This is a genomic window from Ruegeria sp. AH3, from assembly GCF_056536265.1.
This window is the reverse complement of sequence record NZ_JBQFJL010000001.1, coordinates 650,764-675,529: the sequence shown is the minus strand read 5'-3', so window position 1 is coordinate 675,529 and position 24,766 is coordinate 650,764. Positions and strand designations below refer to the sequence as shown.

Below are 24,766 nucleotides of genomic sequence, written 5' to 3'. Positions count from 1 at the left end.
ATGACGGGCGTGCGAGATTTTTCGACGAAAAATCTTCATCAGTGCGCCACCCCGGCCGCGACGCTTTCGTCGATGAAACGGCCCTCTTTGAAGCGGTCCAGCGAGAAGGCTTCGGTCAGCGGCGAATGACCCGTAGCCATCAGCTGTGCCATGCCCCAACCCGACCCCGGAATGGCCTTGAAACCACCGGTGCCCCAACCCGCATTGATAAAGCAGCCTTGCAGCGGTGTTTTCGACAGAATGGGCGAACGGTCGCCGGTCATATCCACAATCCCACCCCACTGGCGTAGCATTTTCAGACGCGAGATCATCGGAAAGGTTTCGACCAATGCGCGGACGGTTTCCTCGATGTGATGGAACGAGCCCCGCTGGGTGTAGTTGTTGAACCCGTCCGTACCGCCGCCAATCACCATCTCGCCCTTGTCGGACTGAGACATATAGCCGTGAACGGTATTGGCCATCACGACCACATCCATGCAGGGTTTGATCGGCTCAGAGACCAGCGCCTGCAGCGCAACGGCTTCCAGCGGCAGACGGAAGCCAGCCATCTCGGCCAACTGACCCGAGTGTCCAGCAACTACAACGCCCAGCTTGTCACAGTCGATGGCCCCTTTTGTGGTGTCGACCCCAACAACACGACCGTTCTCGGACCGTACGCCAGTGACTTCGCATTTCTGGATGATGTCCATGCCCATGGCTGAACAGGCGCGGGCATAGCCCCATGCCACGGCATCGTGCCGCGCGGTGCCGCCACGTTCCTGCCAGAGCCCGCCCAGAACCGGATAGCGCGGGCCTTCCAGATTGATGATCGGCACCAGTTCTTTGACACGTTCGGGGCCGATCCACTCGGTTTTCACACCCTGCAGTGCGTTCGCATGCGCCGTACGCTGATAACCACGGATCTCATGCTGAGTCTGCGCCAGCATGATCACGCCGCGTGGGCTGAACATGACGTTATAGTTCAGCTCCTGGCTCAAATCTTCATACAGGCTACGCGCCTTTTCGTAGATCGCCGCCGACGGGTCCTGCAGGTAGTTCGACCGGATGATAGTCGTGTTCCGACCGGTGTTGCCACCGCCCAGCCAGCCTTTCTCGATCACGGCAACATTCTGGATGCCGTAGTTCTTGCCCAGGTAATAGGCCGTCGCCAGGCCATGCCCGCCGGCACCAACGATGATGACGTCATAACGCTTCTTCGGCTCGGGCGAACGCCAGGCGCGTTCCCACCCGGTGTGATAGCGCAGCGCTTCACGCGCCACAGCAAAGGCTGAGTAGTGTTTCATAAGCGAATCCATCCGGTTCGGTGATTGGGCGCAGATATGCCGTGCCCGGACAGTTTACCCACGCCGCACAACGTCGCAATAATGCACTATTGCGACATGAGCGCACCTCGCGGCCATTTGTCCCTTTTGTCGGCGGGCTCAGAGGTCTAAATCAGGGCAACATTTTCGGAGGGACCATGCCGTTCTGGGTTCTCATATTCCTCATCGCCCTGCTGATCGCCGGATTTCTGGGGTTCGCTCTGTTGCGCGGCCGCCGTTTGGAAGAGCCGGCAGCTGCCTATGACCTCAGGGTGTACCGCGAACAGCTTGCGGGCGTTGATCGGGATTTGGCGCGTGGCGTGATCGCTGACGCAGACGCCGAACGCGTGCGCACCGAAATCTCACGCCGCATTCTGGCCGCGGATGCACAGATGCGGGGCGAGGCCTCGGCTGCGGGGCCATCGCGCGCAGTTTCCGTCATCGCCTTGATCTTGATAGCAATCATACTGGTGGGTGGCGCATTGGCGATGTATCGCCAGATGGGGGCTGCAGGTTTCCCTGACATGCCGTTGACCGCCCGATTGGAGATGGCCGACGATCTGCGCACCAACCGTCTCAGCCAGCTTGAATCCGAGGAATTGGCACCGCCGGTTCAGGTGCCTCCACTGGAAGAAAACTATGCCACCTTGCTGAACCGCCTGCGTGAAACTGTGGCCGAACGCCCGGATGATCTGCAGGGGCATATCCTTCTGGCGCAGCACGAAACCAACGCCGGAAATTTCAAGGCAGGCTACGAAGCGCAATCGCGAGTCATTGAGCTGTCTGGCGCGAACGCTCCGGCCGAAGCTTATTCTGATCTGGCTGAAATGATGATTCTGGCTGCCGGAGGATATGTCTCTCCCGAAGCTGAAACCGCATTGCGTCAGGCGCTGGAGCGTGACCCGACCCTCGGCCCGGCCCGGTACTACTGGGGTCAGATGCTGGCGCAAACCGGGCGGCCTGACATGGCCTATCGCGTTTGGCTTGAGACCTTGAACGACGCCCCAGCTGGCGCGCCCTGGGCGAGCGCGATCCGCGCACAGATCGATGAGTTGGCCTTCCGCGCCGGGGTGTTCAACGCGCCCGACTTTTCCGCAGCATCCGGCCCCAGTCAGGACGACGTAAGTGCTGCCGCCGAGATGTCGCCGGAAGAACGACAGGAGATGATACGGGGCATGGTTGATGGCCTCTCGGATCGTCTGGCGACCGAAGGCGGAACGCCTGAAGAATGGGCACGCCTGATTGCCGCTCTGGGTGTGTTGGGCGAGGGTCAGCGCGCCATAGACATCAGAAACGAGGCCATGGAGGTGTTCGCTGGCGACGCCGAGGCGCTGCAGATGATTGACGCTGCCGCGCTGCAAGCCGGAATCGCGCAATGATCCATGACGCGTTCGAAGATTTCGCTGCGTCTCTGGCTCCGATGTCCGCCCTGATGGGGCTGGACCTGGGTGAGAAGACCATCGGCGTTGCCGTCTCGGACCGGATGCGCGGCGTGGCCACCCCGCTTGAGACGGTCCGGCGCAAAAAGTTCACCCTGGATTCCGCACGGCTGATCGAAATCGTGACCGAGCGTGAGATCGGCGGAATCGTCCTCGGCCTGCCCCGCAATATGGATGGCAGCGAAGGACCCCGGTGCCAGTCCACCCGTGCATTTGCGCGAAATATGACCCGCCTGACGAACCTTCCCATCGGTTTCTGGGACGAACGTCTGAGCACCGTTGCCGCAGAAAAGGCCCTGCTTGAGGCGGATACGACACGAAAGCGTCGCGGACAGGTTATTGATCACGTCGCAGCTGGTTATATCTTGCAAGGGGCGCTGGATAGGTTGCGCTTTCTTTGACGGATGAGGGAACGCAGATGACAAACATGGTTTGGAAACGGGACGAGGTCGAAAGCCCTTGCATCCAGATCTGCGTTGTTCATCCGACCGAACGCATCTGCACCGGGTGTTATCGTACTATTGATGAGATCACCCGCTGGTCCAAGATGGACAGTTCCGAACGTGCAGAAATCATGCAGGAATTGCCGGACCGCAAACCGCGTCTGGCAAAGCGCCGCGGCGGACGCGCCGCGCGACTGAATCGTGACTGATCATCTGCGTATTTCAGGTCGTTGCTTTTCTCGGGCTTTGTAGAACTCAGGCGTTGGCGACAGATCACGCTGAAACAGCTCCATAATCTCGGTCTTTTCCATCCGATTCCTGTCACTGATCTGCTGGGACAGATCGTGCCCCGACCGATTGCGCGGTGACGCGGACACGGAACTTCCGTCAAAAACACTGGAAAGCAACTTCTTCAAAAGCATCTTTTTCCTCCCACCGAGTCCAGACAAATGCCAGCGGTTGCTCACCTCATGAGGTCAACAATACAGCGCACCTGCAAATCTGGGTTGTTAGCAGCAATGCGGCGCATGTAGTGAACCGCGGAGGGGGAATAAGGGGGAAAAGCTGCGATAATTTAGCAGAAAACTGCTTCGCCCAAGTTTCCTTATGACACTTCAATGCCTTGCCGAAATTACACGGATAAACGCTGCGTGATTTGTAACGCCGCGTCACTTTGATCGTACCTTTAAAGCCTTGACGGATCAGCCTGCCACCAACCAGGATTTGGCGTGCTCATAATCCTCCGCAGAGAAATACTCGGTGCGGGTACCCAGAACGTGGCTCGCCATACGTTGCGCCATCTTCTGCCAGGTCCTGTCTCCAACAATCGCGGCGCGATCCAGCTGCCCGATATGCCCAGCGGCAAGGCGGAAATGCGCGCCCATCGCCGTCAATCCCTGCCAGCTGTCGAATTCCCGCAGATCAATCAGCAGCCGAAATCCTTCGCGATTTTGCAACAATGCATCCAGATCAATCTGCGCCTGCTTGTATTCTTCGGAATCGAGCTTTCCCATCAGGCTGATCTGAATACAGGGACCGCCCAGATCGGTCACATGGATCGCGCCCAGGGATTCGCGAATCCAACGGCGGGCTCCTTCCAGTTCGGATATGTCGAACACATGCACCGGACAAGGCAGGATCGGCGCGGCCAGACGGACGCTGGTTTGCACCCACCCCTGATCGGCCACAACTCCAATCCGGTCGAACCCGCGCCAGTGGCTGAGCCCCAGCTTTGTATCCGACCAGGCCGCACCCAGATCGTATCCCTTGAACTCGGATGTCACGATTACCAGAAGGCGAATGGCGTCATGCTCTTCCAGTGCAGCCTCGATCGCGGGAACAAGCGTTGTCGCATAATCGGTGCTGGTGACTTCACCAGACAGCTCAACCTCGATCAGGGTGCCATCGGCGTTTGTGTGAACCGTAATCATCGAACCAACCCTCCAAAACCAAAGAATGGCAGGAAGTTACGGGGATTCGAGCCATTGCGCCACTCCACCGGGAAGCTCGGGGCGGAAATAGGCGATCATCCGGCCATCGGGCCCGGCCTGCGCCCCTTCGGCCCAGGGCGCGACGCCATGAAGGCAATGGCGGTGCAGCAGATAAGCCTCACCCGGGCGCGCAGGCAGTTCGATTCGCGGGCAGGTCTCGAACACTTCACGCCGAGCAGCCTGATAGATGTCGGTGATATCGTCGCTTGCCAATTGATCCTGCGGAATACTCTTCAGCGCCGCGCGAAACGCCTCACCAAGAATTTTGTGACTGCCATCCCAAACCACCATTGGAGCTGCATCAGCACTGGCCTCAGTCAGCGGGATTCCCAATATCCACGCATGCGGTTCATCGACTCGCCGCCGCCGGTCAGGCCCCATCGGCTTCAATCCGTCCACATGTGCCGCATCCCGCCGAGCGCGATATCGCGCAGCGCCTTCACTTTCGCCGCGCCGGGGCCGCGGGTAACCCGGGTAAATCACCGAGACCTGCCCCTTGTGCAGATCAATCGGCCCATATTGCTGATGCGCCAGCGCAATCGCCGACCCAGCCAGAGCCGGAGAGCCAGCCACCCTGCCCTGCACGTCATTTTCCAACGCATCGACCCCGATGAACCACGTCCCCTCGCAATCATGCCATTCAGCATGCGCCGGATCAGTGACGGAGGTTCGTGCCACAGGCAGAGCATGCTCGACCCAATCCGCCAAAGCCTGTTCGTAAGGGAACTTCACCCATCCCCGGTGGTGAAAGGCCTCTACCACCCCAATGCCTTTCTCAACATGTTCAGCGCAACCAGAGTCAGGAACACTGCGAAGACCCGCCTCAGCGGTTTCGGATCCATCGCGTGGGCCAGTTTCACGCCCCAGGGCGCGGTGATCATGGTCATGGCGACGATGATGCCAAAGGCCACCAGATTGACCGCTCCGATGGTCAATGGTGGGCGGTGTTCCGGCGCAATGCTCAGAAACATAAATCCAATCACCGAGGGCACCGCGATGATCACACCAAATCCGGCAGCCGTGGCGACCGCGCGGTGGATGGGGATGTTATAGAGGCTCATCAGTGGGACTCCGAAGCTGCCCCCACCAATGCCCATCAAAACCGAGAGAAACCCGACCGAGGGTGAGAGTGCGGCCCGGCGCACCCCCTTTGGCATAGCATCCCCCAACCGCCATTCAGATTTCCCCAGGCCAAGATAGATGCCGATTACCATACCAAGCACACCAAACAGCGCCTGCAGCAGTTCCGTACGTAGTGCTGACGCCACCAGAACACCAATCACCGCCCCCACCGCGATTCCCGGTCCCCAACCGCGCAAGATGCTCCAGTCGACAGCACCTTTTTTGTTGTGGCTCAATACCGACCGGATTGAGGTCACAATGATCGTCGCCAAAGATGTTGCCAGACACAATTGCATCAACTGCGGCCCGCCATATCCAAGCGTTTGAAAGGCATAGAAAAAAGCTGGAACCAGAACGATTCCGCCACCCACGCCCAGCAGCCCGGCAAGCACCCCGGCAAAGGCGCCGATCACAAGCAAAAGGCCCAGCATCTGGGCCAGCAACATCGTCTCGGGCATTATTCCCCCATACCGGCCCAGGGCCGTCTCAAACCACCCGTTCCACCTGTGACACCCCCGCGACGGAGTCCAGAGACTGCAAGATCACTTCCGGTCCCGCGTTTTCACGCACGGCACCCTCGGACAGCATCCGCCGCCAGACCCGCACACCCGGACGTCCTGCGAACAGCCCCAGCATATGCCGGGTGATCTGGTGCAGTCTTCCACCTTTGGCAAGATGCGCCTCGACATAGGGCAGCATGTCTTGCACCACCTCGATGGGGTCGGCAACCTTCCCAGTTCCGAAAATCAGCGGATCAGCCGCAGCCAGAATATCCGTCGGCTGGTGATAGGCCGCGCGCCCGATCATGACGCCATCCAACCCGGCCTTCAGATGCTCCTGCGCCTGCGTCAGCGACGTGATACCGCCGTTAATCGAGATATGCATATCCGGAAATTCCGCCTTCATCCGGTGCACCAGCTCATAATCCAGAGGCGGAATATCCCTGTTTTCTTTTGGGCTTAGCCCCTGCAACCAGGCTTTGCGCGCATGGATCGTGACCCGATCACATCCCGCCGAGCGGATTTGGTCAAGGAATGCAGGCAGAACCTCCGCGGGTTCCTGTTCGTCCACGCCGATGCGGCATTTCACAGTGACCTCGATGTCCACCACTTCACGCATCGCCGCAACGCAGTCTGCAACCCTTTCGGGCTCACGCATCAGCACCGCGCCGAAGGTCCCGGACTGGACCCGGTCCGAGGGGCAACCACAGTTCAGGTTGATCTCGTCATATCCGGCCTCGGCCCCCATTTGTGCCGCTTTCGCGAGTTCCTGCGGGTCCGAACCTCCTAGCTGCAGCGCAACCGGATGCTCCTGCGGGTTATAGTCCAGCAGATGCAGCGCGCCGCCGCGCACTAGAGCAGGTGCCGTGACCATTTCAGTATAAAGCAGGGTCTCAGCGCTGAGCAAACGATGCAGATACCGGCAATTCTTGTCAGTCCAATCCATCATGGGCGCTACGCTCAGGCGTGCGCTTCTGCGGATGTCTATGGAATGTTTTTCCGGCATGTCATGCTCATGTCTTCAGGATGCGGCTTTTGCCAAGCACCGGATATACCGAAAGACTTGCATAGGGCAAACCGTTCTGAGGTTTTGGGAAATGGTACCGCCTCCCTGGCTTGAACAGGGGACCTCTGGATCCACAATCCAGCGCTCTAACCAACTGAGCTAAGGCGGCACTCGTGAAGGGCGATTTAGCGAAGGCGTGCGGGGATTGCAAGGGGATTAAAGCCGAATTCGCCAGCTTTGTTCGACCAGATCGACTCCGAAAGAATGCACCGGCTTGCTGTTAATCAGCTCCCATCCGTAAGCACGGTAAAGCCCGCAGGCGGCTGCATGGCTTTCATGCGTCCAAAGCACCATCTCGTGATATCCAACCTCGCGCGCAAAGCCCATACAAGTGGTCAGCAACCGTTTTCCCAGCCCCTTCCCGCGCGCTTCCGGCACCAACAGAAACAGGCGCAGCTTGGCTGTTTGATCATCCTGCTTGACGCAGAAAATACTGCCTAACCTTTGGCCTTCTTGCTCGGCGATCCAGCCTTGTTCGCAAGCCGGATCGTTGTTCGCGATGTAATCCTCTAAGATGCGGGCCACCAGAGGGCCAAAACTGTCATCAAATCCTTCGTCGCGGGTATACAGCGCATCATGCTGTTCAACCAACCACGGCGCATCCCCGGCGCGGAATGGTCTGAGAGTGATCGTCTCCATGCTTTATCCGACCTCATAGTCCGCTTGATTCTCAACCCATCGCACGTTAGCACCAAGACGCATTTCCCGGAGGCGAACATGGGTATTAACACCGAACGCGATATCGAAGCGAACCTGCAGATCGGCCCGACCGATCATGGCATGGTACGCCTGTTCATCGAAGGCTCCGGTGTCGAGATACCAATGGATTTCGATCCTGAAGAAGCCGAAGAAATCGCCGAGGAAATCCGCGCGGCCGCGCAGGCAGCTCGGGCGGTCAAAGATTAAATCCGAGGGTCGCGCAGGGTCTGCAGGCGACGGGCCGCATCCACTGCGAATTTCTGCACCATCTTCTTGCGTCGCGCCGGGGCCAGTTTGCTTTCAGGCCCCATGCGGACGATTTCCGCGTCGTAAGCATCGGCGATGATCAGACCTGTTTCCGCTGGCAAAAGCTCGGTCGGGAAATCCGTATCAACCGCCCAGAAGAATCGGTCACACCATTCAAGATAGCCCTGCCACTTGGAATCCGACTGATAATCGGCGCGGCTAGACTTGCATTCGACCACCCACAATTCACCCTTGGGGCCCAGGCCCATCACATCCACTCGCAGCCCGCGGGATGGGACGAATTCTTCAATCGAAACATAGCCATGGGTCGCTAAGTGACGCGATACGCCGCGCGCAAGTCTCTGTCCGGGTTGCAGGTCGAGTGTCATGCTTCAAATGTGAACAATTCGTGAACAAAAATCAAGCAACTTGACACAGTACCATTTGGTATCGCAATAATATGAAACCAAATGGTATCTAATCTGAGGTGCCCGATGAACACACAGACCCAAAACGCGTTCCGCGCACTGGCGGACCCGACCCGCCGCGACATCGTTCAGATGCTGGCGGCGCAGGATATGACGATCGCGCAATTGACCGAGCGCTTTGACATGACCCGCGCCGCCGTCAAAAAGCACCTGACCGTACTATCGGACGGCGGGTTGATCACCGTCGAGGCTCGCGGGCGTGAACGTATCAATCGCCTTGAACCCAAAGGGATGGCTCCGGTCTTGGACTGGCTCAGTTTCTTCGACCGGTTCTGGGACGACCGCCTTGCCAATCTGAAAGAAGCCATTGAAAGGAATAAGAAATGACGAACGCCGTATTGCAGAAAACCATCTTCCTGCGTGCCGAGCCTGAAACCGTCTGGGCCTACCTCACCCAACCCGAGCGTCTGGCCGAATGGTTCCATAAACCACAGCGCCCTCTTGCGGCAGGAGAAAAGCTCGAGATGTTCGGCACCACGAGCGGAGACCTTCTGATCTGGGGTGAAGTGCGCGAAGCCCGTGAACCGCATTACCTGGAATACACATTCACAGTGAAACCGATGGGTGATGCCGTCAGCGTTGTGAAATGGACGCTGGAGCCTGTTGCGGGCGGCACTCGCCTCGCGCTAGTTCACGAAGGACTGCCACAGAGTGCTGACGCTTTCGGTCTGATCCTTGCGCTGGACAATGGTTGGGACGAACATTTCGGCAAGATGCGCACAGCCTTGCACGAAACTGTTGACGCCTGACCCCTTGTGCGAACCCGTCAGACGCCCTAGTTAGGCCTGTGGCGGGTTCTGCCCTTCTTGTGACAGGTAGCATTCTGGTGGCCTTAAGCAATTCCGAGGGGGCTGGCTCTGTTCAGGTCCTGGCCTGATTACCTGGCGCCCACCTGTACATACAGGTCCTCGGGAATCAAACCGCACGGTTGACTGGTGGTCCCGCCACATATTTTCCAGAAAATTCAGCGCCCTGTGTGGGCTTCCTGCTTAATGGGCGCTGGCTTCAGCCCATGCGCAACAGGTGTTCCGCCGCGTGGTTTGTTGGGCTTTTCCGCCATGCTCATGATTGCATAGGCGAACTGAACACCCGCAAAGACAATCCCGTTCATGAACCAGATCATCGCAAGTGCGATCAGACCGATTTCCGAACTGGTAATGAGGTGGCGCAGATTGGCTACGTTGAGTGCCAGCAGCACCCCGACAAACACAGCCGAGATGACAAAACCCCAAGCAACCTGCGTGATATAGAGACGGACCAGTTTGGGCATGGCGAACCTCCTTGCGCTCTGACATTCAGTTTAGCGCATGTCTGGTCGCGGTAAAGGCGTCAGAACGCCTCGGGCTGGGCCTCGCGCGCCATGTGGTCGAGCACGGCGTTGACGAATTTGGGCTCTTTACCATCGGGGAAGAACGCACGCGCCACGTCAACGAATTCGGTGATGACGACTTTCGGCGGTGTATCGCTTTGGGTCAGCTCTGCACCAGCCGCACGGAACACAGCGCGCAGTGTCGGATCGATGCGCGCGATGGGCCATTTTGCCACCAAAGCCCGGTCGGTCATCTGGTCGATGGGCGCCTGATAGTTCACAGCGTCATCAACCAGCTTGCGGAAGACGCTGATATCGCCATCCAGCATTTCTTCGCCTTCATAGACAGCGCCAAACCGGTGATCCAGAAACTCATTCACAACCTGTTCGGTCGTCTGGCCTGACTGCTCCATCTGGAACAGCGCCTGCACGGCATAAAGCCGGGCGGCGGATTTCATCAGGCGTTTCTGTTTGGCCGGTTTCGGCGCGTCTGTCTGGGTCATGCTGTCGTGGATCCGTTGCTGTCGCCCGCCACAAGGATGGACTCGGACGGCGGCTTGAAGCCCACGCCCTTTTTGGAAGAGCCCCACTTACGGCTGAGCGCGATCAGATGCAAGGCCGCAGCAGCTGCGCCACCGCCTTTATTCATCTTTTCGGGGTTGGCGCGGACCTCGGCCTGATCGTCATTCTCGACAGTCAGGATGCCGTTACCGATGCACAGCCCCTGCAGGCCCATCAGCTGGATGGCGCGGCTCGAGTCATTGCAGACGGTTTCGTAGTGCGTGGTTTCACCGCGAATGACGCAGCCCAGCGCGACATAGCCGTCAAAATTGCACTGACGGTCCGCCATGGCGATGGCGGTGGGAATCTCCAGCGCGCCGGGCACCTCGACAACCTCGCAGGTACCGCCAGCGGCCTCGATCTCGGCCTTGGCACCCGCAATCAGATTGTCAGCGATAGCGCGATAGAACGGAGCGGCTACGATCAGCAGCTTCACCGGTTTGTCGAATGCCGGCGTCGGCAGAATGCCGTGCTTGTCTTGTTCAGCCATGATCAGTCTTCCTTCAGGATCGAACGGGTGCCGACGATGGACAGGCCAAACGCGTCAAGCCCCAGATACACGGTTTTCGGCGAATCCGTCAGCAACACCAGTTCCTGAACACCCATCTTAGACAGGATCTGCGCGCCCAGACCGGTTTGCTTGATGGTGCGCGGCCCCTCATCGTCCGCCGCATAGAGCGAATTGCGTGGTTGACGGAACAGGCAAACGACGCCCCGCCCTTCTTCGGCAATCTTATCCATCGCCCGCGGCAGTTCGCGCGAGGATTTTGGGCCGAGGCCCAGAATATCGGGCGCTTCATGCAAGGCATGGGTTCGTGTCAGGACCGGCTCTGGCGTGGTAATATCACCCTTGATCATGACAACGTGTTCAATGCCATGGGTCTGGTCGGTGAAAATCCGCATCTCCCACTCGCCGCCATATTCTGAATTCACCATCTCACGCGAGGTTTCCACAACCAGATTGTCATTGCGCGAGCGATAACTGATCAGATCACTGATCGTGCCGATCTTCATGCCATGCTCTTTGGCGAACGTGACCAGATCAGGCAGGCGGGCCATGGTGCCATCCTGTTTCATGATCTCGCAAATCACACCCGCCGGATTCAGCCCCGCCAGACGCGAGATATCAACGGCGGCCTCGGTATGGCCCGCGCGCACCAACACCCCGCCCCGCTTGGCACGCAGGGGAAAGATATGACCGGGGGTCGCGATATGCGCCATGGTGTTCTGCTCGTTGATCGCAGTTGCCACCGTCAACGCGCGATCAGCGGCGGATATCCCGGTTGATACTCCCTCACGTGCTTCGATCGAAACGGTGAACGCTGTCTCGTGCCGGGAAGAGTTGTTCACGGCCATCATCGGCAGACCCAGACGCTCGACACGCTCTGCCGTCATGGGCAGACAGATCAGGCCGCGCCCATAGGTGGCCATGAAGTTGATCGCCTCGGCATCAGCAAATTCCGCTGGGATAACCAGATCACCCTCGTTCTCACGATCTTCGTGGTCGACCAGAATATACATCCGGCCACTGCGGGCCTCTTCGATGATCTCTTCGATCGGGCTGATCGCCTCGCGCAATTGGGCCTCGACCGGTCCGGGGGTTTCAAAGCTCATGGGGCAGCCTTTCAGATGGCATGTTTGCAGGGCGGAATAGACCAGTGAGGGTGCAAAGACCAGTCCTCAAAGCCTGCACACCTCAAGCAACGCGCCTGTTTCAGGACATTTCCGCCAAACGCGCCACGTACCGCGCCAGCGTGTCGATCTCGAGGTTCACCCGATCCCCGACCGATACATCGCCCCAAGTTGTGACTTCTTTGGTGTGCGGGATGAAGTTAATCCCAAAATCGCAACCCTCTACATCATTCACCGTCAGCGAGGTTCCGTTCAGCGCAACAGACCCTTTTGGCGCAATGAACCGTGCAAGATCGGCGGGCGCGCGCAGGGTGACCCGCGTACTATCGCCCTCATCCTTGAGGGCCACGACCTCGGCCACGCCATCCACGTGACCCGAGACGATGTGCCCCCCCAGTTCATCACCCACTTTCAGGGCGCGCTCCAGATTGATCTGTTTACCGACTCGCCAGCTGTCCAGATTGGTTTTCGAAACCGTCTCGGCGCTGATCTGAACGTCATACCAGTTGTCACCAAGCGCGATAACGGTCAGGCACACCCCATCGCTTGCGATCGAGGCGCCAATGTCGATGCCTGCCGTGTCATAAGCAGTTTCAATCCGGGCGCGCAGATCACCCTGCTGGTCCAGTTCGGTGACGGTGCCGATGTCGGTGACGATGCCTGTAAACATTTTGGTAACCCTCGGAGCATAGCTTCGCCTTCGCAGGTAAAGATCGATGACCCACCCGGCAAGCCCTGCCTTGCCGTCAAAGTGGCAAAGAGGCATAATTTTAGCAATACGCACCACAACACCACGGCAAGAGCAGACCCTATGACACTCAGCCCCCCCTGCCCAGACAGGCGCGTGTTTCTGTTTCTACAGGGACCACATGGCCCGTTCTTCAATTCGCTGGGTCGGATGCTGCGCGCGGCGGGGGCTCGGGTCTGGCGCGTTGGTTTCAATGCTGGTGATCAGGCGTTCTGGTCTGACCCGGGCAGCTATATTCCTTATCTCGACACACCCGAACGCTGGCCGCAAGCGTTCAGCGATCTGATCTGCGACCACAGCGTGACTGACATCGTGCTCTATGGCGATACACGACCGGTACACGCGCAGGCAGTGCGCATCGCGAATGAGCGTGGCCTGACCGTCCATGTGTTTGAGGAAGGATATCTGCGCCCTTGGTGGGTGACCTATGAACGCAACGGTTCGAACGGGAACTCTCGATTGATGAAGCTAGATGTGGCCGACATGCGAGCGGCGCTTGCGCAATCTGAAGGACCAACCCCACCACCGCCATCGCATTGGGGAGATATGCGTCAGCACATCTTTTATGGCGCTCTTTACCATTGGTTCGTCTTGTTCCTGAATCACCGCTATCGCAATTTTCGACCCCACCGGAGCTTGCCGGTTTCGACAGAGTTCCGGCTGTATTTCAAACGGCTATCCCTGATGCCGTTTCATCGCATTCAACGCAGGATCGCCACGACAAAAGTCAAATGGGGCGGGTTTCCCTATCATCTGGTGTTGCTGCAATTGGGCCATGACAGCTCGGTCCAATCGCATTCTGATTTCAGCTGTATGAGCAGCTTTCTTGAGCAAGTGATCGCAGGCTTCGCCAAAGGGGCGCACGCGCATCACCATCTGGTCATCAAGGAACACCCGCTTGAGAACCATCGCGAACCTCTGCGACTGCTTGCTCGGGAGTTCGCACGTGCGCACGGCCTCGGTGATCGTGTGCATTACGTGCCCGGAGGCAAACTGGCCAAGCTGCTGGCCGAAGCGCGATCAGCGGTGACCGTAAACTCTACGGCGGGACAGCAAGCGCTGTGGCGCGGTATCCCCCTTATGCTTTTCGGGCGGTCTGTCTATGACAAGCCAGAATTCGTATCCGGCCAATCCATCGAGGCGTTTTTTGCCGCACCAACCGCACCTGACAGCGCGGCTTATCGCACCTATCGAAGGTTCCTGCTGGAAACCAGCCAGGTTCCGGGCGGGTTTTATTCGCGTCGCGGACGACGCCAATTGTTGCGACGGACCGTCGACATGATGCTACGGCCTCAGGACCCCTATCAAGTCGTTCTTGGCCGCAACGCGGCCCCCGCGCCACAGTTGCAGCTTGTTCGCTGACCCCGATCAAGTGGTGCTGGAAGTTTCACAACCTACCGGGTAACCTTCCCAAAACAAAGACGACTGAGGTAAATCGGCAGTGCAGCGCTTTCCAACCCGATGGACACGGGGGGCCGTCCTTGTGGCAGCTCTCGGCCTGCTGGCAGCGTGCCAGCTTCCGAAATCCGGCCCGAACAAAACTGAAATCCTGGCCGGATCGTTTGAAAACGGCGGCAACGCTTTTGTTGTCGAGGTCGATGATCGCGTCGCCCGCGCCGCTGCGGCCGTTCCACAATTCGGGTTTTCACAATCCTTCCGCAGCGCGCAGAGCGTAGCCTCTGATACCGTTCGCCCCGGCGATACCCTGAACCTGACAGTCTGGGAGAACGTCGAGGATGGTCTGCTGACCTCTGCCGCAGGAGGCGCCGCCAGCCTGACCGAATTGCAGGTCGACAGCGACGGCTATATCTTCGTGCCCTATGCCGGACGTCTTCGCGCCGCGGGCAATACCCCCGAACAACTGCGCGCTCTGATTTCCTCAAAACTGGAAGAGCAGACCCCCGATCCGCAGGTTCAGGTCAGCCGCACGCCCGGAGATGGCTCGACGGTTTCGCTGACCGGCACCATCGGTGCGCCGGGGATTTACCCGATCGAACGCCCCACTGGCACCTTGTCGACCATGTTGGCGAGTGCGGGTGGTGTGGCTGTCGCCTCAGACATCGCGTTGGTGACCGTCATTCGCGGCAATCAGCGCGGTACGATCTGGTATGACGACCTGTTCCGCAACCCTGAAACAGACATCGCCCTGCGTGGCGGTGACCGTATTCTGGTCGAACAGGACAGCCGGTCCTATATCGCACTGGGTTCCACTGGCGGGCAATCCCGCGTGGCTTTTGAAAGTCAGGACCTCTCGGCGCTCGAAGCGCTGGCCCAGGTCGGCGGCCTTCAATCGCTCTCTTCAGATCCGACCGGTATCTTCGTACTGCGCAAAGAACGTCAGGACATCGCACGAAACGTCGTGGGTCGAGCCGATCTTCAGGGCGACCAGCGCATGATCTATCTGCTGAACCTTACCGCCCCCAACGGTTTGTTCATCGCCCGCGATTTCGTCATCCGCGACGATGACACGATCTATGTGACCGAGGCCCCGTATGCGCAGTGGACCAAATCCATCTCGCTCATCGCAGGAGGCCTGACACCGATCGCGAATGTGGCAACCCTAACGGGTGGCTGATACATGCGTGTTGAGCCGGAACAGCCAGCCGAGGGCGAACGCTCTCGGCTTTTTGTTTACAACGGGGGGTTCCTGACACAGCGACGGGTGCGGCGCATTCTGTCGCTAGCAGGTTATGACATAAAGCTCGGCCTGCCGCAGGCCCGAGATCTGGTTGGCGTCTGGGGCAACAGTCCGACGGCGCATCGCGGGCTGTCGATCGCTGAAAAGCGCGACGCAGCGGTTCTGCGGGTCGAGGATGCGTTCCTGCGTTCGCTCCACCCCGGTCGTGAGGGCGAACCGCCGATTGGCCTGCTACTGGATCGATCGGGCTTGCATTTCGATCCAAGCACCCCGTCCGATCTGGAAACGCTTCTCGCCACCCACCCGCTGGACAACACTGCACTGCTGAACCGTGCACGCGACAGTATCGCACGCATGCACGAACTGCATCTGAGCAAGTATTCCGCCTTCGATCTGAATCAGCCGCTCCCCGATCCGGGCTACGTTCTTGTCATCGACCAGACAGAAGGTGATGCAGCCGTTACGGCAAGCGGCGCGAGCCGTGCACGATTTCTGGAAATGCTGTTCGTCGCGCAAGAGGAAAACCCGGGCGCACGTATTCTGATCAAAACCCATCCGGAGACTGCCACTGGTCATCGGGATGGATATTTCCTGCAAGAAGACCTGAATGAGAGAATCTCGTTCCTGAGCGACCGGATCAGCCCGTTATCCCTACTCGAAGGGGCGGTAGGCGTTTACACGGTGTCCTCGCAACTTGGGTTCGAGGCGATATTGACGGGGCATAAACCTCGTGTATTCGGTCAGCCCTTCTATGCTGGCTGGGGGTTGACGCAGGACGAGTTTCCCGTGCAGCGTCGCCAGCGCAACCTGACACGCGCGCAATTGTTCGCGGCAGCCATGATCCTTTATCCACGCTGGTATGATCCGTTTCATGACAGGCTGTGCGAGCTTGCAACCGTGCTGGACACGCTCGAAGCTTCCACCCGCGCGTGGCGCGAGGATCATAAGGGCTGGACGGCATCAGGCATGCGGGTCTGGAAGCGCCGCCATCTGCAGCAGATGTTCGGCCAGCATGGCAAGCTCCGGTTTGTGGCCGAGCCACCAAAGACACCATCTGGGCCGCATATGTGCTGGGCCAGCCGGGCCGGGGAATCGGCAGATGTTATTCACGTTGAGGATGGCTTCTTGCGTTCGCGCGGGCTGGGGGCGGAACTTGTCCCTCCCCTCTCGCTCGTGACGGATGATCTGGGCATCTACTATGACCCCACACGCCCAAGTCGGCTGGAGGAATGGATCGCTGCGCGCGAAACCCTGCGACCGGACCAACGGCTCCGGGCCGAACGCCTGTTGGCGCAGCTGTTGGCAGGCGGGCTGAGCAAGTACAACACAGGCGATCCCGCGCCGCTGCTTCCGGAAGGCCGCCGCATACTGGTGCCCGGACAAGTTGAAGACGACGCCTCGATCAGGTTGGGCACCAGCACCGTCCGCACCAATCTGGAGCTACTGCGTGCAGCACGTAGGGCCAACCCGGATGCGGTTCTGATCTACAAACCCCATCCTGATGTCGAAGCCGGATTGCGCGATGGGCAGATCGATGCCGAGGGTCTGGCTGACGTGATCGCTTACAAGACCGATCCCGCGACGCTGCTGACGCAGGTGGATGAGCTTTGGACCATGACATCCCTGATGGGTTTCGAGGCGCTATTACGCGATGTGAAAGTCACCACTCTGGGAGCACCCTTTTACGCAGGCTGGGGACTAACGGTTGACTTGGGAGCGGTTCCGGCGCGCAGGGGGGCACGGCCGTCCTTGCTGGGCCTGGTGCATGCTGCGCTGATCGATTATCCGCGCTATTTCGATCCAGAGACCGGACAAACCTGCCCGGTCGAAATCGCCGTTGAGCGACTGGTGCAGGAGGGGTCATACTCTCGGGGACCGATCAATCGCATTCTGTCGAAACTCCAAGGCGCATTGGCGACCTACGCACATCTGTGGCGTTGACCTTCAGCGCGTCGTCCGCGCCCAGCGATGCAGGAGGTCACCGCCCAAAACCCGCGTCTCGATCAAATCGAACCGGGGGGCGGCTTCGAGCGTCTCAAGACCAAGCGCGCCAATTGCAGACAGCCCCTCGGCCCCGATCATCAACCCTGCGGTGAAGCCCACCAGCTCGTCCACCAGATCAGCCTTGAGCAGAGAGCCTGCCAAAGCCGACCCTCCCTCGCAGAAAATGCGTGTCAGACCGGCCTGACCAAGCTGTTGTAAAAGGTCGGCGGCGTCGACGTGATGCCCCTGAAGCGCGCAGGGAATTAACCTTGCGCCCAGCCCCTCCCACGTGCGGGCGCGTTCGGCATCGGGGTGCGGGCCATGGCAGAGCCAGACTGGAATATCTTTCGCAGTCCGAGCCAGTTGCCCCATCAAGGGCAGATCGAGATGGCGAGACACGATCACACGTACGGGTTGCTGCGTCACGCCCAGATCGCGCACTGTCAGCGACGGATCATCCGCCCGCGCCGTCCCTGCCCCGACCATAACCGCATCATGCCGGGCACGCATCGCATGGACTGCCCGCCGCGCCTCGGGGCCCGTGATCCACTGGCTGTGGCCGCTCTCCGTTGCGATCCGCCCATCAAAGCTGCTGGCCAGTTTGAGCGTCACAAACGGGCGGCCTTGTTCCGTTTTTAGGAAGAACCCGACATGGTCCTGCTCGGCCTCATAAGCCATGACACCGGTCTGCACGTCGATCCCGGCAGCGCGCAACATGTCAAAGCCCCGCCCGGCCACCCGCGGATCGCTGTCCTCAATTGCGCAGACGACGCGTGCGACCTTGGCGTCGATCAATGCCTGTGCGCAGGGCGGTGTCTTTCCGTGGTGCGCGCATGGCTCAAGCGAGACATAAGCCGTCGCGCCCTCCGCCGCTGACCCGGCCTGTGTCAAGGCTTCGGTTTCTGCATGCGGACGTCCACCGGGCTGCGTCCAGCCGCGCCCGACAATCCGCCCATTATGCACGACAACGCACCCGACGGAGGGATTAGGCCAGCATTGGCCCTGGCCGCGCCGCCCTAGTGACAGGGCCAGCGCCATAAATCGCTTATCTGTTTCGCTCACTCATCCGTCGTGGGCTGCGGCGGGCGCAACTCGTGGACGAACTCCTCGAAATCATCGGCCGCCTGGAAATTCTTGTAGACACTTGCAAAGCGAACATACGCAACAGTGTCAATCCGGGCCAGCGCCTCCATGACGATTTCACCTATTTTATTGGATGGAATATCCGTCTCGCCCATGCTCTCAAGTCGGCGCACGATGCCCGAGATCATCTGGTCGATCCGGTCCGGCTCAATCGGGCGTTTCTGCATCGAGATGCGGATCGAACGCTCAAGCTTGTCGCGGTCGAAATCCTCGCGTTTTCCATTGGTCTTGATAACAACCAGATCGCGCAGTTGCACACGTTCATATGTGGTGAACCGGCCGCCACAGGCCGGACAAAACCGGCGCCTGCGGATCGCCACGTGATCCTCTGCCGGGCGTGAATCCTTGACCTGAGTATCGATATTTCCGCAAAACGGGCAGCGCATCCGCCGTCTCCTCGTCCCTAGTTCCGCCTCTTGTTGTAAGCACTACGGCCTACTTATCCACAACTATAGGACAGCCGCTAGGATTTGGGTAGTCGGAATTTTTCACCGCTAAATAAAGGGTCACGAGAAGTGCGCTGCAACCTTTCGCAAATGCAGTGCGTTACGGTGTTCAAACAGATAGATGCCTTGCCATGTGCCCAGAACAGGCTGCCCGGCTGTGACCGGAATCGACAGCGAAACCGGCATCATCGCCGCCTTGATATGAGCAGGCATGTCGTCCGGCCCCTCATAAGTGTGGCGCAGATAGGACATCGTAGGATGATCCGAAGGCGGCACCAGTCGGTCGAAGAATGCGCGCAAGTCGGTCTGAACCTCGGGGTCGGCATTTTCCTGGATCAGCAATGAGCACGACGTATGCCGCACAAAGAGCGTCAGCAAACCATCTGAAAACGGCTGCAGCCACGTACGCACGGGCGCGGTAATCTCATAGAGTCCCGCGCCCTGCGTCTGGATCGTGAATTCAGACTGCGCCATGTATCAATTGCGCAGCAACCGGCGACTACAGCGGCCATTCGCACCTTGTACCGACATGCTGTCACCGGCTTTGAACCCGACAGAGATACTGCCTTGCTGATCGACGTTGGCGGGCATCTTCAGCGCAAACTGAACAGCTGTCTTACGCCCTGTCGTCACACTTGGACCATAGCCGCGCAGCACATAGATCCTGTCCTGCCAACCTGCCCCCAGATTTCGGCGCGCAAAGTCAGCAGCCGCGCACCAATAACCGTCAATGTCCTGGCGCCCGCGCGGAATAACTTCGAATTCGGTATTGTTGATCGCCGCGGTCTGAAAACCATTACGGGACGCGTTTGCGGTGACAGGTACGCTCAGCGCCATCAGAGCCGCAATCACCAATGAGATAAACTGTTTCATCGTTACCATCTTCCTGTTTCCACCTGAGGTATAGCTTAGCCCGGCGCGCTCGTCAGAACAGTGTGCCTCACAATCATTTCAGGCGACACCCTGATTTTCGTTATCGGGTGCCATCCAACCCTGATACCGGATCAACAGACCACCTCCGGGCAAATATGCTGAGATGTCGAAACAAAACCGCGATTGATCATCCTCGCCTTCGGTCAAAGCCGATCGGGGCAGCAGAAACCCCGGGCACGGAATGCCGAACAGGCAGAGCCGATGGATCGCGATGCTTAATCCTGTTTCGGCAGGGCTGGGCCGCATCCAAATCGTCAGCGCTCCGATTTGCTCGCGGACGCAGTACCGGGATTGATCAAAGCTGAGCAATGAACGGGTCTTGTGACCCGCGAAATCACGCGTCCAAATCCATCTGCCACCATCGCGCTGAATACTGAGCGATACGGGCAGGTCCTGGCCCGAGGGCGGGAACCGACCGGCACGCAGAGCCATCGCCACAAACGGCCCCCTGCCCCGCGTGACATCGCAACGCCCGAGATACCGCCCTTCGCGCCGATGCAAGGCTCGGACGGCTGGCGACAGACCCCGCCCTCCAGCGAGCGCTTGCAAAAACGGATCGTCGTCAGAATCCATCGATTGCAAACCGCTCGGTTAGCGACGGATCAGGAATTAGACAGGTCTGACGCCGCCCAAACAACGCGTATCGATTTCGGGCAATCGCATGATAAAGCGGGTCTTTTACGATGCGCGGCAGGTATCGGCAAAGTGCAAGAACCCGCCACAGCCCCGGCAAAGCCCGCATCGCCGCCGCAAAGGCATCCAGCCTTTGGTGAACCCGCCCGTTGACGATGACCAGATTGGTTTCAAAATCCGTGACCGGCAGACCCAGCTGCGCATAAAGTCTTTGCCCAAGCCGAGACTGCGCAGTGGCAAAGAGGAACCGGTGTTTCTTGTCGTGATGCAACATGAACCGAAAGAAACCGGAACACAGCACGCATTCACCGTCAAAGACGATCAGATCAGTTTCCGGCATGGTCAGGTCTGGCATGATGTTTAAAAGAGTTGCCGCAGAATTGCGGAATGCTCGCACGCTCATCGGATCGCTGCAATGCGACATGAATGGAACGGGAGGTGCCGGGGAACCCGTCGAGACGGTTTGGTAGACCGCTCGCCCAGGCTCTGACCTTATCCCCGATAAAGGTGCAAACCCGACAACAATTTCAAGATACTCCGGGTCAGATCGCCTGTCTTGGCAATTCCGGTCAATTCCTTGCGAGTTCAGGTCATCATCCCAAAAGCTGGCGTTACCTGCAGTATTGCCGCTAGGCTGTACAAATATATTCGCATGTGTTTCAGGCAGGATAGATGGACGTTGATATCTCCAGAATTCAGTTGCTGTCCCACGCACTTGAGGCCCGTGCAAATGCAATGGTCGTTGATCGCGTACTCGGGTACAGCGATTTGCAACGGTCAGATATCGCTCCACCAGCAACTCAGTACAGTGCGCATAAAGAGGCGCTGTTTGTACGCCATGCCTGCGACGCGGTCGGCGATATCACCTTTGGCGCAAGCGCAGGGCTACAGTTCAGCGCTTCATCAAGTGTCACGGCCTATATCAGTAAATATTCACGCGATCTGAAACAGGTGATGGAAAACACCGCACGTTTTCATGGCATCATCGACCCGGCTCTGGCCTTCCGCCTGCGTGTGTCAGGCAACTCCGCCTCGCTCGAGGCGAACTGGAAGGACCCCGGATTCCATCGCTATCACCGCCGCACCGAGTTCCTGTTGTTCGCGGCTATTGCCAGGATGCGCGCGTTAACACAAACCCAGCTGCAACCGATTGAAATTCGCTTTCAACACGAAGTTGGTCAGCACACGGACGCATTCGCGAAAATCGGAGGGTTCCCCGTGGCATTCGGGGCGGAACGGCTTGAGATCATCCTGTCGCTGCCATCTCTGGACACCCCGGTTCCGACCTATGACCCCAGTCTACGCGCCCATTTGCTGGAATATGCCGAGCGCCTGCTGGCCGAGCGTCGCTCACCTCAGCAAAAGACGCGGGCAAAGATCGAAGGTCTGATCACCGGGTCAATGCCGGGTAGCATCATTCAAGCCGAAGAAGCCGCAGCGCAGCTTGGTCTTAGCCCGCGCACCTTGGCGCGCCGGTTGTCGGATGAGGGGACCAGCTATCGTGAAATCGTCGAGGATTTGCGCTGCGATCTGGCGCAGACGTTCATCAAGAACGGCATGAACCTGTCCGAGATTTCCTATTGCCTGGGCTATTCTGACCAGGCCGCCTTTTCCACTGCCTTCAAGCGCTGGACCGGACAAGCCCCTAGCGCATTCCGCAAACGCGTCGACCATCCTCTGAACCGCAGTTGAGGGTGGCCGAGGGTCATCAGCGTCACCACCTCGCCCCGGCCTGTCCCATGAGTGGACACCCGCGATATAGAGCGTGCCACCACGCGATCCTTGCGCGTTCTCGCCAAATTGAAGTGAAGTTCGGCCATCGTGAACGACACAAAGAAAAAGGCGCCCCAGGGCGCCTTTGACTTACTGGTCCAGGAACGACCGAAGTTTCCGCGACCGACTGGGATGTTTCAGCTTCCGCAGCGCTTTCGCCTCGATCTGACGGATACGTTCGCGGGTCACGCTGAACTGCTGACCAACCTCTTCCAGCGTATGGTCGGTGTTCATACCGATGCCAAAGCGCATCCGCAGAACACGTTCTTCACGCGGTGTAAGCGAGGCCAGAACCCGTGTCGTGGTTTCCTTGAGGTTCTCCTGAATGGCGCTGTCCAGCGGCAGCACGGCATTCTTGTCCTCGATGAAATCGCCCAGTTGGCTGTCTTCTTCGTCGCCGATGGGCGTCTCAAGGCTGATCGGCTCCTTGGCGATCTTCATTACCTTGCGAACCTTCTCAAGCGGCATCTGCAGCTTCTCGGCCAGCTCTTCCGGCGTCGGCTCGCGGCCGATTTCGTGCAGCATCTGACGACCGGTCCGAACCAGCTTGTTGATCGTCTCGATCATATGCACCGGAATACGGATCGTGCGCGCCTGATCCGCGATCGAGCGCGTGATTGCCTGCCTGATCCACCAGGTCGCATAGGTCGAGAACTTGTAGCCGCGGCGGTATTCGAACTTGTCCACCGCCTTCATCAGGCCGATGTTACCTTCTTGAATAAGATCAAGGAACTGCAGGCCACGGTTCGTGTACTTTTTGGCAATCGAGATCACCAGACGCAGGTTGGCTTCGACCATTTCCTTCTTGGCTTGCCGCGCCTCTTTCTCACCCTTTTGAACCTGCTGCACGATGCGGCGGAATTCAGGGATATCCAGACCAACATATTGGCCAACCTGAGCCATGTCGTTGCGCAGTTCCTCAACCTTTTCGGTCGAGCGTTCGATGAACATCTGCCAACCCCGCCCCGGCTTCTCGGCCATTTCGGCCAGCCAGTTCGGGTCCAACTCGCGGCCACGATAGGCATCGATGAACTCGCGACGGTTGATGCGAGCCTGGTCAGCCAGTTTCACCATCGAGCTGTCCAGTGACATGATCCGGCGATTGATGCCATAAAGCTGGTCGATCAGAGCTTCGATCCGGTTGTTGTGCAGGTGAAGACCATTCACCAGTTCAACAATCTCAGCGCGCAGCTTCTGATAGGTTTCTTCGTCCTTCGCGCTGAAAGTGCCATCCTCATTCAGCGTCGCAGAAATCCGGCTGTCCTGCATTTCGGACAGCATTGCGAAGTCGGTCGAGATGCGTTCCAACGTAGTCAGAACCTGATCCTTCAGTGCCGCTTCCATCGCGGCAAGTGACATGTTGGCCTGATCGTCTTCGTCGTCATCGTCGTCGCTGGCGATCGGGTTGCCGTCAGCATCCAGCTCCGGACCCGTATCCTTTTCAGGTTTGGCTGCCTGAACTGTGGATGTGTCTACGACCGGTTCCTCAACCTCACCATCTTCGTCCAGCTGATTGCCGAAAGTCGTCTCAAGATCAATGACATCACGCAACAGAATGTCTTCGCTCAGCAATTCGTCATGCCAGATGGTGATCGCCTGGAAGGTCAACGGGCTTTCGCACAGACCGGCAATCATGGTGTTGCGACCGGCTTCGATCCGCTTGGCGATCGCAATCTCGCCCTCGCGGCTCAGCAGTTCGACCGAACCCATCTCGCGCAGATACATGCGCACGGGATCGTCGGTGCGGTCCAGCTTTTCGGTTGCAGCACCAGCCAGCGCAACCTCGCGCGGGCCTTCGGTGGTGACCAGCTCGGTCGAGCCTTTGTTCTCTTCCTCTTCGGCCTCTTCATCTTCGATGATGTTGATGCCCATCTCGGACAGCATCGACATAACGTCTTCGATCTGTTCCGAGCTGACCTGATCAGGCGGCAGAACCTGATTAAGCTGGTCGTAGGTGATGTAACCTTTCTCGCGGGCCTCGGCGATCATCTTCTTGACCTGGGCCTGGCTCATGTCCAGCGAGATTTCCTGTTCCTGCTCGTCGGATTTGCGGTCTTCGTTCGTATCCTTGGCGGCCATTCAATGCTCCTGCAGGGATGGGTGATTCGTCTTGGCCGAATCATTAGCGCGTAGAAGTGATTCGGCCACCCGTTTACCCGTTTTTCTTTTCCAG

At 58.7% G+C, this 24,766-nt stretch carries 30 protein-coding genes and 1 tRNA gene; 10 read left to right on the top strand and 21 right to left on the bottom strand.

The window, feature by feature from the left end; genetic code table 11:
- Positions 1-38: 38 nt before the first annotated feature.
- Positions 39-1,283 (bottom strand): sarcosine oxidase subunit beta family protein, encoded by a 1,245-nt coding sequence (locus ACR3EM_RS03300; RefSeq protein WP_480469392.1) that lies wholly within the window; start codon positions 1,281-1,283, stop codon positions 39-41.
- Between the two features lie 176 nt (positions 1,284-1,459).
- Between ACR3EM_RS03300 and ccmI the strand changes: the two genes are divergently transcribed.
- Genes ccmI through ACR3EM_RS03285 form a run of 3 tightly spaced genes read left to right on the top strand, consistent with a single transcriptional unit; the run spans position 1,460 to position 3,392 of the window.
- A complete protein-coding gene (gene ccmI, locus ACR3EM_RS03295; RefSeq protein WP_480469391.1) occupies positions 1,460-2,680 on the top strand; it encodes a c-type cytochrome biogenesis protein CcmI in 1,221 nt (406 codons plus the stop codon).
- Positions 2,677-3,141, top strand: a complete 465-nt coding sequence (gene ruvX, locus ACR3EM_RS03290; protein ID WP_480469390.1) for a Holliday junction resolvase RuvX — start codon at positions 2,677-2,679, stop codon at positions 3,139-3,141. Before ccmI ends, ruvX begins: the two co-directional genes overlap by 4 nt.
- A 17-nt stretch (positions 3,142-3,158) precedes the next feature.
- On the top strand, positions 3,159-3,392 hold the full coding sequence (locus tag ACR3EM_RS03285) for a DUF1289 domain-containing protein (RefSeq protein ID WP_480469389.1): 234 nt from the start codon (positions 3,159-3,161) through the stop codon (positions 3,390-3,392).
- Here ACR3EM_RS03285 and ACR3EM_RS03280 read toward each other — a convergent pair whose 3' ends face one another.
- The 7 genes from ACR3EM_RS03280 to ACR3EM_RS03250 form a co-directional block, all read right to left on the bottom strand.
- Entirely contained in the window at positions 3,393-3,605 is a 213-nt protein-coding gene (locus ACR3EM_RS03280; RefSeq protein WP_480469388.1) for a hypothetical protein, read from the bottom strand.
- A 279-nt stretch (positions 3,606-3,884) separates the two neighbouring features.
- Positions 3,885-4,613, bottom strand: coding sequence for a SpoIIAA family protein (locus tag ACR3EM_RS03275; protein ID WP_480469387.1), 729 nt, complete (start codon positions 4,611-4,613; stop codon positions 3,885-3,887).
- A 36-nt stretch (positions 4,614-4,649) separates the two neighbouring features.
- Positions 4,650-5,405, bottom strand: coding sequence for a hypothetical protein (locus tag ACR3EM_RS03270; RefSeq protein WP_480469386.1), 756 nt, complete (start codon positions 5,403-5,405; stop codon positions 4,650-4,652).
- Between the two features lie 23 nt (positions 5,406-5,428).
- Positions 5,429-6,253 carry a sulfite exporter TauE/SafE family protein gene (locus tag ACR3EM_RS03265; protein ID WP_480469385.1) on the bottom strand — a complete coding sequence of 275 codons (825 nt, stop codon included), beginning with the start codon at positions 6,251-6,253 and terminating at the stop codon, positions 5,429-5,431.
- Between the two features lie 28 nt (positions 6,254-6,281).
- The gene (gene dusA, locus ACR3EM_RS03260; RefSeq protein WP_480469384.1) at positions 6,282-7,301 is read right to left on the bottom strand and encodes a tRNA dihydrouridine(20/20a) synthase DusA; all 1,020 of its coding nucleotides are present in this window, start codon (positions 7,299-7,301) and stop codon (positions 6,282-6,284) included.
- Positions 7,302-7,393: 92 nt separating this feature from the next.
- Positions 7,394-7,470: transfer RNA gene (locus ACR3EM_RS03255), tRNA-His, on the bottom strand.
- Positions 7,471-7,517: 47 nt separating this feature from the next.
- Positions 7,518-8,000: an N-acetyltransferase family protein gene (locus tag ACR3EM_RS03250; protein ID WP_480469383.1), complete on the bottom strand. Its 483-nt coding sequence runs from the start codon at positions 7,998-8,000 to the stop codon at positions 7,518-7,520.
- A gap of 78 nt (positions 8,001-8,078) precedes the next feature.
- Here ACR3EM_RS03250 and ACR3EM_RS03245 point away from each other — a divergent pair, with 78 nt between their 5' ends.
- Positions 8,079-8,267 (top strand): DUF6324 family protein, encoded by a 189-nt coding sequence (locus ACR3EM_RS03245; RefSeq protein ID WP_480469382.1) that lies wholly within the window; start codon positions 8,079-8,081, stop codon positions 8,265-8,267.
- Here ACR3EM_RS03245 and ACR3EM_RS03240 read toward each other — a convergent pair.
- Positions 8,264-8,695, bottom strand: a complete 432-nt coding sequence (locus tag ACR3EM_RS03240; RefSeq protein ID WP_480469381.1) for an MmcB family DNA repair protein — start codon at positions 8,693-8,695, stop codon at positions 8,264-8,266. The two genes, ACR3EM_RS03245 and ACR3EM_RS03240, sit on opposite strands and share 4 nt — an antisense overlap.
- A gap of 105 nt (positions 8,696-8,800) precedes the next feature.
- On the opposite strand from ACR3EM_RS03240, the gene ACR3EM_RS03235 reads away from it, so the two are divergent.
- Together ACR3EM_RS03235 and ACR3EM_RS03230 are read left to right on the top strand one after the other, a co-directional pair.
- The gene (locus tag ACR3EM_RS03235; RefSeq protein ID WP_480469380.1) at positions 8,801-9,121 is read left to right on the top strand and encodes an ArsR/SmtB family transcription factor; all 321 of its coding nucleotides are present in this window, start codon (positions 8,801-8,803) and stop codon (positions 9,119-9,121) included.
- A complete protein-coding gene (locus ACR3EM_RS03230) occupies positions 9,118-9,543 on the top strand; it encodes an SRPBCC family protein (RefSeq protein ID WP_480469379.1) in 426 nt (141 codons plus the stop codon). The genes ACR3EM_RS03235 and ACR3EM_RS03230 overlap by 4 nt, the downstream gene beginning before the upstream one ends.
- A gap of 215 nt (positions 9,544-9,758) precedes the next feature.
- Here the strand turns inward: ACR3EM_RS03230 and ACR3EM_RS03225 are convergent, their stop codons facing one another.
- The 5 genes from ACR3EM_RS03225 to ACR3EM_RS03205 all read right to left on the bottom strand — a co-directional run bounded on the left by ACR3EM_RS03225 (position 9,759) and on the right by ACR3EM_RS03205 (position 12,966).
- Positions 9,759-10,064 (bottom strand): hypothetical protein, encoded by a 306-nt coding sequence (locus ACR3EM_RS03225; protein WP_480469378.1) that lies wholly within the window; start codon positions 10,062-10,064, stop codon positions 9,759-9,761.
- 59 nt (positions 10,065-10,123) lie between these two features.
- On the bottom strand, positions 10,124-10,606 hold the full coding sequence (gene nusB / locus ACR3EM_RS03220) for a transcription antitermination factor NusB (RefSeq protein ID WP_480469377.1): 483 nt from the start codon (positions 10,604-10,606) through the stop codon (positions 10,124-10,126).
- Positions 10,603-11,154 carry a 6,7-dimethyl-8-ribityllumazine synthase gene (locus tag ACR3EM_RS03215; RefSeq protein ID WP_480469376.1) on the bottom strand — a complete coding sequence of 184 codons (552 nt, stop codon included), beginning with the start codon at positions 11,152-11,154 and terminating at the stop codon, positions 10,603-10,605. The genes nusB and ACR3EM_RS03215 overlap by 4 nt, the downstream gene beginning before the upstream one ends.
- A gap of 2 nt (positions 11,155-11,156) precedes the next feature.
- Positions 11,157-12,278, bottom strand: a complete 1,122-nt coding sequence (gene ribB / locus ACR3EM_RS03210) for a 3,4-dihydroxy-2-butanone-4-phosphate synthase (RefSeq protein WP_480469375.1) — start codon at positions 12,276-12,278, stop codon at positions 11,157-11,159.
- 100 nt (positions 12,279-12,378) lie between these two features.
- Positions 12,379-12,966: a riboflavin synthase gene (locus ACR3EM_RS03205; protein ID WP_480469374.1), complete on the bottom strand. Its 588-nt coding sequence runs from the start codon at positions 12,964-12,966 to the stop codon at positions 12,379-12,381.
- Between the two features lie 141 nt (positions 12,967-13,107).
- Between ACR3EM_RS03205 and ACR3EM_RS03200 the strand changes: the two genes are divergently transcribed.
- The 3 genes from ACR3EM_RS03200 (at position 13,108) to ACR3EM_RS03190 (ending at position 17,623) form a co-directional block, all read left to right on the top strand.
- Positions 13,108-14,406: a capsule biosynthesis protein gene (locus tag ACR3EM_RS03200; protein ID WP_480469373.1), complete on the top strand. Its 1,299-nt coding sequence runs from the start codon at positions 13,108-13,110 to the stop codon at positions 14,404-14,406.
- A gap of 79 nt (positions 14,407-14,485) precedes the next feature.
- Positions 14,486-15,619 (top strand): polysaccharide biosynthesis/export family protein, encoded by a 1,134-nt coding sequence (locus ACR3EM_RS03195; RefSeq protein ID WP_480469372.1) that lies wholly within the window; start codon positions 14,486-14,488, stop codon positions 15,617-15,619.
- A 3-nt stretch (positions 15,620-15,622) separates the two neighbouring features.
- Positions 15,623-17,623, top strand: coding sequence for a capsular polysaccharide biosynthesis protein (locus tag ACR3EM_RS03190; RefSeq protein ID WP_480469371.1), 2,001 nt, complete (start codon positions 15,623-15,625; stop codon positions 17,621-17,623).
- 3 nt (positions 17,624-17,626) lie between these two features.
- On the opposite strand, the gene ribD is transcribed toward ACR3EM_RS03190, so the two are convergent.
- The 6 genes from ribD to ACR3EM_RS03160 form a co-directional block, all read right to left on the bottom strand.
- Entirely contained in the window at positions 17,627-18,727 is a 1,101-nt protein-coding gene (ribD, locus tag ACR3EM_RS03185; RefSeq protein WP_480469370.1) for a bifunctional diaminohydroxyphosphoribosylaminopyrimidine deaminase/5-amino-6-(5-phosphoribosylamino)uracil reductase RibD, read from the bottom strand.
- On the bottom strand, positions 18,724-19,194 hold the full coding sequence (gene nrdR, locus ACR3EM_RS03180; RefSeq protein ID WP_480469369.1) for a transcriptional regulator NrdR: 471 nt from the start codon (positions 19,192-19,194) through the stop codon (positions 18,724-18,726). The genes ribD and nrdR overlap by 4 nt, the downstream gene beginning before the upstream one ends.
- A 120-nt stretch (positions 19,195-19,314) precedes the next feature.
- The gene (locus ACR3EM_RS03175; protein WP_480469368.1) at positions 19,315-19,728 is read right to left on the bottom strand and encodes a secondary thiamine-phosphate synthase enzyme YjbQ; all 414 of its coding nucleotides are present in this window, start codon (positions 19,726-19,728) and stop codon (positions 19,315-19,317) included.
- 3 nt (positions 19,729-19,731) lie between these two features.
- Positions 19,732-20,127: a hypothetical protein gene (locus ACR3EM_RS03170; protein WP_480469367.1), complete on the bottom strand. Its 396-nt coding sequence runs from the start codon at positions 20,125-20,127 to the stop codon at positions 19,732-19,734.
- A 78-nt stretch (positions 20,128-20,205) separates the two neighbouring features.
- A complete protein-coding gene (locus ACR3EM_RS03165) occupies positions 20,206-20,760 on the bottom strand; it encodes a DUF4166 domain-containing protein (RefSeq protein ID WP_480469366.1) in 555 nt (184 codons plus the stop codon).
- Positions 20,750-21,175, bottom strand: coding sequence for a thiol-disulfide oxidoreductase DCC family protein (locus ACR3EM_RS03160; protein WP_480469365.1), 426 nt, complete (start codon positions 21,173-21,175; stop codon positions 20,750-20,752). The genes ACR3EM_RS03165 and ACR3EM_RS03160 overlap by 11 nt, the downstream gene beginning before the upstream one ends.
- Positions 21,176-21,492: 317 nt before the next feature.
- Here ACR3EM_RS03160 and ACR3EM_RS03155 point away from each other — a divergent pair, with 317 nt between their 5' ends.
- Positions 21,493-22,512, top strand: coding sequence for a helix-turn-helix domain-containing protein (locus tag ACR3EM_RS03155; protein WP_480469364.1), 1,020 nt, complete (start codon positions 21,493-21,495; stop codon positions 22,510-22,512).
- Positions 22,513-22,683: 171 nt separating this feature from the next.
- Here ACR3EM_RS03155 and rpoD read toward each other — a convergent pair whose 3' ends face one another.
- Positions 22,684-24,672, bottom strand: coding sequence for an RNA polymerase sigma factor RpoD (gene rpoD, locus ACR3EM_RS03150; protein ID WP_480469363.1), 1,989 nt, complete (start codon positions 24,670-24,672; stop codon positions 22,684-22,686).
- Positions 24,673-24,766: the final 94 nt, after the last annotated feature.

Excerpts from the sequence above, each read along its gene's own strand:
- nrdR (WP_480469369.1), bottom strand. The coding sequence starts at position 19,194 with ATGCGCTGCCCGTTTTGCGGAAATATCGATACTCAGGTCAAGGATTCA.
- ACR3EM_RS03225 (WP_480469378.1), bottom strand. The coding sequence starts at position 10,064 with ATGCCCAAACTGGTCCGTCTCTATATCACGCAGGTTGCTTGGGGTTTT.
- ACR3EM_RS03160 (WP_480469365.1), bottom strand. The coding sequence starts at position 21,175 with ATGCCAGACCTGACCATGCCGGAAACTGATCTGATCGTCTTTGACGGT.
- rpoD (WP_480469363.1), bottom strand. The coding sequence starts at position 24,672 with ATGGCCGCCAAGGATACGAACGAAGACCGCAAATCCGACGAGCAGGAA.
- ACR3EM_RS03250 (WP_480469383.1), bottom strand. The coding sequence starts at position 8,000 with ATGGAGACGATCACTCTCAGACCATTCCGCGCCGGGGATGCGCCGTGG.
- nusB (WP_480469377.1), bottom strand. The coding sequence starts at position 10,606 with ATGACCCAGACAGACGCGCCGAAACCGGCCAAACAGAAACGCCTGATG.
- ACR3EM_RS03200 (WP_480469373.1), top strand. The coding sequence starts at position 13,108 with ATGACACTCAGCCCCCCCTGCCCAGACAGGCGCGTGTTTCTGTTTCTA.
- ACR3EM_RS03275 (WP_480469387.1), bottom strand. The coding sequence starts at position 4,613 with ATGATTACGGTTCACACAAACGCCGATGGCACCCTGATCGAGGTTGAG.
- ACR3EM_RS03280 (WP_480469388.1), bottom strand. The coding sequence starts at position 3,605 with ATGCTTTTGAAGAAGTTGCTTTCCAGTGTTTTTGACGGAAGTTCCGTG.
- ACR3EM_RS03265 (WP_480469385.1), bottom strand. The coding sequence starts at position 6,253 with ATGCCCGAGACGATGTTGCTGGCCCAGATGCTGGGCCTTTTGCTTGTG.
- ACR3EM_RS03190 (WP_480469371.1), top strand. The coding sequence starts at position 15,623 with ATGCGTGTTGAGCCGGAACAGCCAGCCGAGGGCGAACGCTCTCGGCTT.
- ACR3EM_RS03205 (WP_480469374.1), bottom strand. The coding sequence starts at position 12,966 with ATGTTTACAGGCATCGTCACCGACATCGGCACCGTCACCGAACTGGAC.
- ACR3EM_RS03240 (WP_480469381.1), bottom strand. The coding sequence starts at position 8,695 with ATGACACTCGACCTGCAACCCGGACAGAGACTTGCGCGCGGCGTATCG.
- ACR3EM_RS03175 (WP_480469368.1), bottom strand. The coding sequence starts at position 19,728 with ATGGCGCAGTCTGAATTCACGATCCAGACGCAGGGCGCGGGACTCTAT.
- ACR3EM_RS03235 (WP_480469380.1), top strand. The coding sequence starts at position 8,801 with ATGAACACACAGACCCAAAACGCGTTCCGCGCACTGGCGGACCCGACC.
- ACR3EM_RS03170 (WP_480469367.1), bottom strand. The coding sequence starts at position 20,127 with ATGAAACAGTTTATCTCATTGGTGATTGCGGCTCTGATGGCGCTGAGC.
- ACR3EM_RS03230 (WP_480469379.1), top strand. The coding sequence starts at position 9,118 with ATGACGAACGCCGTATTGCAGAAAACCATCTTCCTGCGTGCCGAGCCT.
- ACR3EM_RS03300 (WP_480469392.1), bottom strand. The coding sequence starts at position 1,283 with ATGAAACACTACTCAGCCTTTGCTGTGGCGCGTGAAGCGCTGCGCTAT.
- ruvX (WP_480469390.1), top strand. The coding sequence starts at position 2,677 with ATGATCCATGACGCGTTCGAAGATTTCGCTGCGTCTCTGGCTCCGATG.
- ribB (WP_480469375.1), bottom strand. The coding sequence starts at position 12,278 with ATGAGCTTTGAAACCCCCGGACCGGTCGAGGCCCAATTGCGCGAGGCG.
- ACR3EM_RS03245 (WP_480469382.1), top strand. The coding sequence starts at position 8,079 with ATGGGTATTAACACCGAACGCGATATCGAAGCGAACCTGCAGATCGGC.
- ccmI (WP_480469391.1), top strand. The coding sequence starts at position 1,460 with ATGCCGTTCTGGGTTCTCATATTCCTCATCGCCCTGCTGATCGCCGGA.
- ACR3EM_RS03165 (WP_480469366.1), bottom strand. The coding sequence starts at position 20,760 with ATGGATTCTGACGACGATCCGTTTTTGCAAGCGCTCGCTGGAGGGCGG.
- ACR3EM_RS03155 (WP_480469364.1), top strand. The coding sequence starts at position 21,493 with ATGGACGTTGATATCTCCAGAATTCAGTTGCTGTCCCACGCACTTGAG.
- dusA (WP_480469384.1), bottom strand. The coding sequence starts at position 7,301 with ATGCCGGAAAAACATTCCATAGACATCCGCAGAAGCGCACGCCTGAGC.
- ACR3EM_RS03215 (WP_480469376.1), bottom strand. The coding sequence starts at position 11,154 with ATGGCTGAACAAGACAAGCACGGCATTCTGCCGACGCCGGCATTCGAC.
- ACR3EM_RS03285 (WP_480469389.1), top strand. The coding sequence starts at position 3,159 with ATGACAAACATGGTTTGGAAACGGGACGAGGTCGAAAGCCCTTGCATC.